General features: G+C 65.1%; 1 protein-coding gene. It reads right to left on the bottom strand.

Annotation, left to right across the window (positions count from 1 at the left end; genetic code table 11):
* The coding region (locus tag PKF00_RS25330; protein ID WP_498073063.1) for an RNA polymerDNA-directed RNA polymerase subunit B at positions 1 to 1,286 on the bottom strand (1,286 nt) is incomplete at both ends.

Here is a 1,286-nt window from a genome sequence, read left to right as displayed (position 1 = left end):
GGCCGATGTTCGGGCCTTCGGGCGTCTCGATCGGGCACATGCGGCCGTAGTGCGACGGGTGGACGTCACGGACCTCGAAGCCGGCCCGCTCACGGGACAGACCACCGGGACCCAGCGCGGACAGTCGACGCTTGTGCGTCAGACCCGCCAGGGGGTTGGTCTGGTCCATGAACTGCGACAGCTGCGAGGTGCCGAAGAACTCCTTGATCGACGCCACGACCGGGCGGATGTTGATCAGGGTCTGCGGCGTGATCGCCTCGACGTCCTGGGTGGTCATCCGCTCACGGACGACCCGCTCCATCCGGGCCAGGCCCAGGCGGACCTGGTTCTGGATGAGCTCGCCCACCGTGCGCAGACGACGGTTGCCGAAGTGGTCGATGTCGTCGGTCTCGACGACGATCTCGTCGTTCGCCCCCCGCATCGAGGTCTCGCCCGCGTGCAGCTTGACGATGTACTCGATGGTGGCGACGATGTCCTCTTCGGTCAGCGTGCCCTGGGTGATCTCGGCGTCGACGCCGAGCTTCTTGTTGATCTTGTAGCGGCCGACCTTGGCCAGGTCGTAACGCTTGGGGTTGAAGTACAGGTTCTCCAGCAGCGTCTGCGCCGACTCCTTGGTCGGCGGCTCACCCGGCCGCAGCTTGCGGTAGATGTCCAGCAGAGCGTCGTCCTGGCCGGCCGTGTGGTCCTTCTCCAGGGTGGCGCGCATGGACTCGTACTGCCCGAACCGCTCAAGGATCTGCTCGTTGGTCCACCCGAGCGCCTTCAGCAGGACCGTGACGGCCTGCTTGCGCTTGCGGTCGATGCGGACGCCGACGCTGTCACGCTTGTCGATCTCGAACTCGAGCCAGGCGCCCCGGGAGGGGATCACCTTGCAGCCGTACAGGTCCTTGTCGGAGGTCTTGTCGACGCTGCGGTCGAAGTAGACGCCCGGAGACCGGACCAGCTGGGAGACCACGACACGCTCGGTGCCGTTGATGATGAAGGTGCCCTTGCCGGTCATGAGCGGGAAGTCGCCCATGAACACGGTCTGGCTCTTGATCTCACCAGTGGTGTTATTGATGAACTCCGCCGTGACGAACATCGGGGCGGAGTAGGTCATGTCCTTGTCTTTGCACTCATCGACTGAGTACTTGGGCGGCTCGAACCGGTGGTCGCGGAACGACAGGGACATGGTCCCGGAGAAGTCCTCGATGGGACTGATCTCCTCGAAGATCTCTTCGAGGCCCGACTGGGCCGGAACGTCCTTGCGCCCGGCCTGGCGAGCCGCCTCGACCCGCCCCTTCCAC

The sequence above is a fragment of the Streptosporangium carneum genome, assembly GCF_027922005.1.
Lineage (GTDB): Bacteria > Actinomycetota > Actinomycetes > Streptosporangiales > Streptosporangiaceae > Streptosporangium > Streptosporangium carneum.
This window is presented reverse-complemented; position numbering and strand designations above follow the sequence as displayed.